This window comes from Hymenobacter glacialis (assembly GCF_001816165.1).
Taxonomy (GTDB): domain Bacteria; phylum Bacteroidota; class Bacteroidia; order Cytophagales; family Hymenobacteraceae; genus Hymenobacter; species Hymenobacter glacialis.
In genome coordinates this window covers 20,366-27,369 of the sequence record NZ_MDZC01000070.1, presented here as the reverse complement: position 1 = coordinate 27,369, position 7,004 = coordinate 20,366, and the positions used below count along the sequence as shown (strand labels likewise).

Annotated in this window: 5 protein-coding genes and 1 pseudogene; 1 reads left to right on the top strand and 5 read right to left on the bottom strand. The window is 58.3% G+C overall.

The genetic code is table 11. The features are described from left to right. Positions 1-220, top strand: a pseudogene (locus BEN48_RS19430) (hypothetical protein); the annotation flags it as partial. A gap of 110 nt (positions 221-330) precedes the next feature. On the opposite strand, the gene BEN48_RS11440 reads toward BEN48_RS19430, so the two are convergent. The 5 genes from BEN48_RS11440 to argS all read right to left on the bottom strand — a co-directional run bounded on the left by BEN48_RS11440 (position 331) and on the right by argS (position 6,744). Next, a complete protein-coding gene (locus BEN48_RS11440; protein WP_070735001.1) occupies positions 331-2,310 on the bottom strand; it encodes a DUF2075 domain-containing protein in 1,980 nt (659 codons plus the stop codon). Between the two features lie 52 nt (positions 2,311-2,362). After that, the gene (locus tag BEN48_RS11435; RefSeq protein ID WP_070734999.1) at positions 2,363-3,259 is read right to left on the bottom strand and encodes a 1,4-dihydroxy-2-naphthoate polyprenyltransferase; all 897 of its coding nucleotides are present in this window, start codon (positions 3,257-3,259) and stop codon (positions 2,363-2,365) included. A gap of 220 nt (positions 3,260-3,479) precedes the next feature. Beyond that, on the bottom strand, positions 3,480-4,166 hold the full coding sequence (locus tag BEN48_RS11430) for a glutathione peroxidase (RefSeq protein WP_317043703.1): 687 nt from the start codon (positions 4,164-4,166) through the stop codon (positions 3,480-3,482). Continuing rightward, a complete protein-coding gene (locus BEN48_RS11425; RefSeq protein WP_070734997.1) occupies positions 4,142-4,723 on the bottom strand; it encodes an LOG family protein in 582 nt (193 codons plus the stop codon). Before BEN48_RS11425 ends, BEN48_RS11430 begins: the two co-directional genes overlap by 25 nt. Before the next feature lie 227 nt (positions 4,724-4,950). Continuing rightward, positions 4,951-6,744 carry an arginine--tRNA ligase gene (gene argS / locus BEN48_RS11415; protein WP_070734992.1) on the bottom strand — a complete coding sequence of 598 codons (1,794 nt, stop codon included), beginning with the start codon at positions 6,742-6,744 and terminating at the stop codon, positions 4,951-4,953. Positions 6,745-7,004 lie beyond the last annotated feature (260 nt).

The following is a 7,004-nucleotide window of genomic DNA, read 5'->3' as shown; positions in this document are numbered from 1 at the left end:
GGCGAAGCCCGCCCCCCCGCGTGAGCCCCGCGCCCCACGTCCGGAAGGTGAGGCTCGGCCCCCGCGTGAGCCCCACGCCGAAGGCGAACCCCGTGAGCCCCGGCCCGAAGGCGAGCGTCGCAGCCGCGGTGGCCGCAACCGCAAACGCGGCCCCAAGCCCGAGGGTGGTGAGGGTGCTCCGGCTTCCGGCGAAACACCAACAGCACCCGTCGTTAACTAGATTTACTTACATCATTTATCAAAAAAGCAGCCTAACTGAGCTGCCTTTTTTGATAAATGATGTCTCATCCTCATTTTTCTAGAAATAGGACATAGTATCTGTACAAAAACTTACTCAAGTTCAGGAATCCCTATGGCTCGAAAAAACTCGTACACCTCATTATAAAACTCGGGGAGACGGGTGATATCTGTTGCACTTCCTGTGGGAATGAAAAGTACCATGCCTTGGCGGGCACGGGTGAGCAGTACACGGTAGGCATTGAGTAAGTAGCGCCGGCTATCAGCAGTATTGCACTGCTGCCATCGTGTACCCACGAATTTGCGGAATTGCCAATGTCCGTTCTGCAACCAGAAATCGGCATCCCACGCCACGCCCACCCAATCCAGTTCCAGTCCCTGAATATCGAACTCCGTTGCAACGTCTTCGAGGTAGTACGACGAACGGACATCGTTCCGGTCGTTTAGAAACCACACCGACGCATCAATTTTATCTCTGATATTTAATCCCAATGGCTTAAGCCGGTGGGCGCCCGATGAGGCTACTAGGCCACAACGTTCGCTTCCACGGGCCTGCTGCCGAAGCCAAGTTTTGGCTACTTCCAGCTCACGTGTGATATACAAAGGGTACACGGCTTGTAAATAAGTGCTATAAATGCTTCGAGCCTCCGCTAAGCGGGCATCAAGAACAGCCTGTATAAAGGCGGCTAGTTTTTCGGCGCGGAAAGAGCGCACTGACACAGCTAAATGCAAATCATCTAGTGGTTCTGCTTGTAAGGCATCTAGCCGGGCAACTGCAGCATCATCCTTTAGATAATTTCGGTCTTCGCGGATACGGCGGGAGTAATAGATGTCCCAATCTGCAAAGCGTGATTCGAAGGCTCGCAGCCACTCTTCGAGACCTGCTTCGCCTGTATTAATTTCCTGACCACCGCCAATGAGACACACCACCGTGCACCAATCAGAATGCCGGTCCATTACTTCTACTAGAAATTCAGGTTCTGACATAAAAAAGTCGACTTGCCCCCTCTTCTGCTGCATAAACTTGCTGGCCTGTTGTGCCGACCATGCTCGTTGAGCTTCATCAAAAACAGTTACTTTCTCTATAGGCGGCCCGGAGTGGCGTAGCGCTTCGTCGCGAAAGTGATGAATATTCTGAATAAAGGACTGTACTTCCGACACCGCCTGTTTTTTTCCTAGGCCTCGGCCTTGCTGTTTAGCATCCTTCACTTTATCGCGAGCTAATGCCTCGCGCAACACCTCCACTAGTGGTCCATTGCCAGACAGAAATACGGCGTGTTCCTGTGCATCGATTTTGGTGCGTTCGCTGGCAATATTTAAGCCCGCCAAAGTTTTACCTGCTCCCGGCACGCCCGTCACAAAGCAAATGGCTTTGGTGCCGCGTGCCTTTGCTTTGTCAATAATTCCATCGATACAGGCCCCTGTAATGGATAAATTCACTGCGCCCGCATCGGAGCGGGTAATATCCATCACTCGATGCCCTTTATATAGAGCTTGGGCAGCCTCAATAATGGTGGGAGTAGGCTGGTAGCCAGCCTGCAACCACGCTACGACATTGATAATAGGCCCGCTCATTACAGCAGTACCTAAATGCAAGCATTCAGCTATCTGAGTTGCATTAGCTAAGAGTGTGCGGTACAAGCCATCAGTGAAGGCATGCAACTCGTTTTGATGTGGAGGGGCCTGAGTGGCAATTAGGAGAGGTAAAATTCTCACCGAGTGGCTGCCAGCATGGAAGTTTTTTAGGTCGAGCGCGTAATCCAGCACTTGGTCCAGAGCAGCTTGGTCGTAAGCCCTACTTCCCACTTTAAACTCGAGTACAAAAACCGCATCATCCAACAGCACAATCGCATCTGCTCGCTTGCCCATGCGTGGAATAGCCACTTCGAACAGTAAGTACCCCCGCTGTAGACCAGACAGTTGCTGCTTTAGAATGCGAATCTGTTGTTGCCAGGCAGCTTTCTGAAGCTCTTCGAGGGCGTGGGTATGTGCTACGGCCAAGGCACCCATAATCAGGTTCTCATCGTGCTCAAGGAAAGCGGCTATTGAGGCGTGGTAGTAGGCGCGCTGCATTAGTGATTAGGCGGAATTATGGGGCAATTATTTCACCTGCAAATTATACTACTTATCCCACCACCTGCCCTACCCCAAACAGCACCGTAAACACCAGCGTGCTCAGGGCCATTTGCTTCAGCAGCGGGTCAATCTGCATGGAGTCCTGCCGCTGCCACACCTGAACGGCATTGAAGGCAAACAGCGGCGTGGCCAGCGCAAACAGCCACTGCCAGGGCGAGCGGTACGTGAGGGCCACAAACACCGTGGCGCAGCCCAGGCCCAGCAGCAGCAGCAGCCAATGGTAGCGCCGCGCGTGCACCGGACCCAGCCGCACCGGAATGGTGATTTTACCCGCCAGCACATCGGACTTGATGTCGCGGATGTTATTCACGTTCAGCACTGCCGTGGCGAAGCAGCCCAGCGCGGCGGCGGGCAGCAGAATTTGCAACGGCAGCGCCCGCGCCTGCAGAAAGTAGGTACCACAAACCCCCACCAGGCCGAAGAAAAGGAATACCGACAGGTCGCCCAGGCCGGCATAGCCGTAGGGCTTGGCGCCGGCCGTGTAGTTTACCGCCGCCCAGATGGCGGCCAGCCCCAGCGCCAGAAACGCCAGGAACAGGCCCAGCCCGGCCGCACCCAGCGCCACCCACAGCAGCGCCAGGCCACTACCCAGGGCCAATAGGCCGCAAATCCACATGCCGCTCTTCATCTGCGTCGGACTGATGGCGCCGCTCTGCACGGCGCGTTGCGGGCCCTCGCGGTGCACGCTATCGGCGCCGTTCTGGGAGTCGCCGTAGTCGTTGGCGAGGTTGCTCAGGATTTGGAGCAAGATGGTGGTGAGCGCCGCCAGGGCCACTACCGGCCCGTTGAACTGGCTGTTGGCGGCGGCCAGAAACGCGCCCGTGAGAATGCTGGCCAAAGCCAGCGGCAGCGTACGGGGGCGGAATGCAGAAATCCAGGGGGACATGGGATTGGGAAATCAACTAGCAAAAAACAACGTCATGCTGAGCTTGTCGAAGCATCTCTACCGCGCTTTCTGTCATGCTGACGAAGGAAGCATCTTATCAGGTTAGAACAAATCGTTCCGCTGTGAGAAGGTCCTTCGCAAGCTCAGGATGACAGAAGGCGCGGTAGAGATGCTTCGACAAGCTCAGCATGACGTTCTTATTAATCAGCAATGGCAAAAACTACCCTGCGATATCCGCCAGCAACTCGGGGCTCAAGGGCTTCACGTCTGCTTTGTAGAACTTCAGCACGCGGCCGTTTTCATCGACCAGGTACTTGCAGAAATTCCACGAGGGCGCGCTGTCCACGGCACCGTTCTGCTGCTTGTCGGCCAGGAACTTGAACAGCGGCGCGGTGTCGGCGCCGGCCACTGACACCTTGCTGAACAAGGGGAAGGTGACGCCGTAGTTCTTTTCGCAAAACGTGGCAATCTGGGCTTCGGTGCCGGGCTCCTGGGCGCCGAAGTTATTGGCAGGGAAGCCCAGCACGGTCACCTGGTCGCCGTGCTTTTTGTAGAGCTCCTCCAGGTCCTTGTACTGCGGCGTGTAGCCGCACTCGGAGGCGGTGTTCACAATCAGCAATTTCTTGCCTTTGTACTGGCTCAGTTCCACGTCCTTACCATCAATGGATTTTACCGTAAAATCGTAAACGGAAGCGGGCGCGGTGGTTTCGGTGGAAGTAGTCATGGGGAGGGGTTGGGCTGGTTTGGCCACGGGGCCGGCCGCCGCGTTGGCGGCCAGGGCCAGCGTAAAGTGAATGGGTTTATTCTGAAAACAGAAACGCAGGGCCGCATCGACGCCTGCGTAACCGCGCACCGGCGGGCTGGGTTTTGGCCGGGTGCGGTTTAGGTGGTGGGCGGTGTGAGCCACTTCTCCAGCTGAATGGGCTGGTAGGCCGCCAGTTTGGCCAGCAGGTCCTGCGGGTCGGCGGCCTGCAGGAGCTGGCCGCGGTTTTCGGCGCGCAGCAGCTGGTCGTCGCGCATGCGGTCGAGGGCCAGCAGCAGGTGGTCGTAGTAGCCATCTACGTTGAGTACGGCCACGGGCTTGCGGTGCAGGCCCAGCTGGCCCCAGGTCAGGACTTCAAACAGCTCCTCCAGCGTGCCGAAGCCGCCGGGCATGGCCACGAAGGCATCGGCGCGGTCGGCCATCAGCAACTTGCGCTCGTGCATGCTTTTCACCACGTGCAGCTCCGTGCAGCCCAGGTGGGCCAGCTCCTTATCGGCCAGAAAATCGGGAATTACGCCCACCACCTGCCCGCCGTGGGCCAGTACGGCATCGGCGATGGTGCCCATGAGGCCCACGCGGCCGCCGCCGTACACCAGCGTGAGGCCCTGCGCCACCATGGCCGCGCCGAGGGCCTGGGCTTGGGCAATGTATTTTGGATTGGTTCCGGTGCTGGAACCGCAATAAACGGCAATGCTTTTCATAGGTAAAGGAAGGATTGGTCAGGGTAGCGCTTGTTGCTCTTGTTGCTAGTCGCTCTTTCGGAGTTGTACTCCGAAAGTCGCCTGAGGTCGGGTCTCACTCAAGGGACTTTCGGAGTACAACTCCGAAAGAGCAAAGAGGCATTTGATTATTTCAGCACGCGAGATGTCCCGGCTGCGCTCGACATGACGTTCTGGGTAGCGTTAACGGGGTACAGCTAACCCTATTATTACATGCGCTCGGGTACCTGGATGCCCAGCAGGCCGAAGGCGGCTTTCAGCTGCTCGCCGGTGCGGGCCGAGAGGGCCAGGCGCAGGTTGCGCTTGGCCAGGTCGGTTTCGGCGAAGATGGGCACTTTGGCGTAGAAGCGGTTGTAGTTGCGGGCCAGGTCGTAGGCGTATTGGGCCACCACGGCGGGCGACAGGTTTTTGGCCGCTTCGGCCACCACCGTTGCGTAGCGCGCCAACTCCTGAATCAGCTCGCTGTCGGCGGGGTGCAGCTCGGTCACGGTGCTGTAGTCGGCGGTTTCAGAAGCTCCCAGCTCAGCGGCTTTGCGCCGCACGGCGGCCGTGCGCGAGTGTGAATACTGAATAAACGGCCCCGTGTCGCCTTCCAGGTTCACCGACTCTTCGGGGTTGAATAGCATGCGCTTCTTGGGGTCCACTTTCAGCAGGTAGTACTTCAGGGCACCCAGGCCGAGCATGTGGTAGAGCTCTTCCAGCTCGGCATCGGTCAGCCCCTCGGTTTTGCCTTTTTCGAGGGTGGCGGCTTTGGCGGCGGCCACTACGTCGCGCACCAGCTCGTCGGCGTCCACCACAGTGCCTTCGCGCGATTTCATCTTGCCGGAGGGCAGGTCCACCATGCCGTAGCTGAGGTGATGGATGGCGTCGGCATAGGGCTTGCCCAGCTTTTTGAGCGTGGCCTGCAGCACCTGCATGTGGTAGTTCTGCTCGTCGGCAATGACGTAGATGCTGCTGTCGTAGCCGAAATCCTGGTACTTAAGCTCGGCCGTGCCCAGGTCCTGGGTGATGTACACGCTGGTGCCGTCGGCGCGGAGCAGGAGCTTCTCGTCGAGGCCCTCGGCCTGTAAATCAACCCACACCGAGCCGTTTTCCTTTTTGAAGAACACGCCTTTCTGCAGGCCTTCTTCTACCCGCTCCTTGCCCAGCAGGTAGGTGCCCGACTCGTAGTAGAACTGGTCGAAATCGACGCCGATGTTCTTGTAGGTTTCGTCGAAGCCTTCGTACACCCAGCCGTTCATTTGGCGCCAGAGGCTCACCACAGCCTCGTCGTTGGCTTCCCAGGCTTGCAGCATCTGCTGGGCCTCGGCCATGAGCGGGGCGCTTTTCTTGGCTACGTCGGTGGCCACGCCTTCGGCTTCGAGCTGCTTTATTTCCTCACGGTAATGCTTCTCAAACAGCACGTAGTACTTGCCGGCGAGGTGGTCGCCCTTCATGCCGGCGCTCGCCGGGGTTTCGCCCTCGCCGAAGCGCTGGTAGGCAATCATCGACTTACAGATGTGAATGCCGCGGTCGTTCACCAGGTTGGCCTTGGTGACGGTGGCGCCGGTGGCTTTCAGAATCTCGGCCACTGAGTAGCCTAGGAAGTTGTTGCGCAGGTGGCCCAGGTGTAGGGGCTTGTTGGTGTTGGGCGAGGAGTACTCCACCACCACGTTCTGGGGGCCGTTGGTGGCCACGGGGGCGGTGGCGGGCCGGGCGCTGAGCTGGCTGAACACCTGCAGCCACTCGGCATCGGCTATTTCCAGGTTGAGGAAGCCTTTTACTACGTTGTAGCCGCTCACGCGGGGTTCGTTGTTTTTCAGCCACTCGCCCAGCGCCTGCCCAATTTGCTCCGGCCCCTTGCCGAACGCCTTGGTGAGCGGAAACGTGACGAGGGTGAAGCTGCCGGCAAACTCCTTGCGCGTGGGCTGGAGCGTGAGGCTAGCGGCGGGTATATCGAGGCCAAAAACTGCCTGAGCGGCAGTTTGCAGGGCGGTTTTGAGGGAGTTTTCTAACTGTTGCACGGGGCAAAGGTACGTTTGCAGACAACCCCATGCCAGCCCGTCATGCTGAGCTTGCCGAAGCATCTCTCCCGCTTCGTCCTCACGTCGAACCTCACCCCCGGCCCCTCTCCAAAAGAGAGGGGAGCCTAACAAAGGGTCAGCGACACTACGCTTCGCACTGAACTGTGGCCCCGCCCCGCCCGCCCACCGCATAGCCCCCGAAACTTGCAGCAACTCAACGCGCCCGCGGTGGCTGGCGGGGATTTTGGTTGATTCTTAAA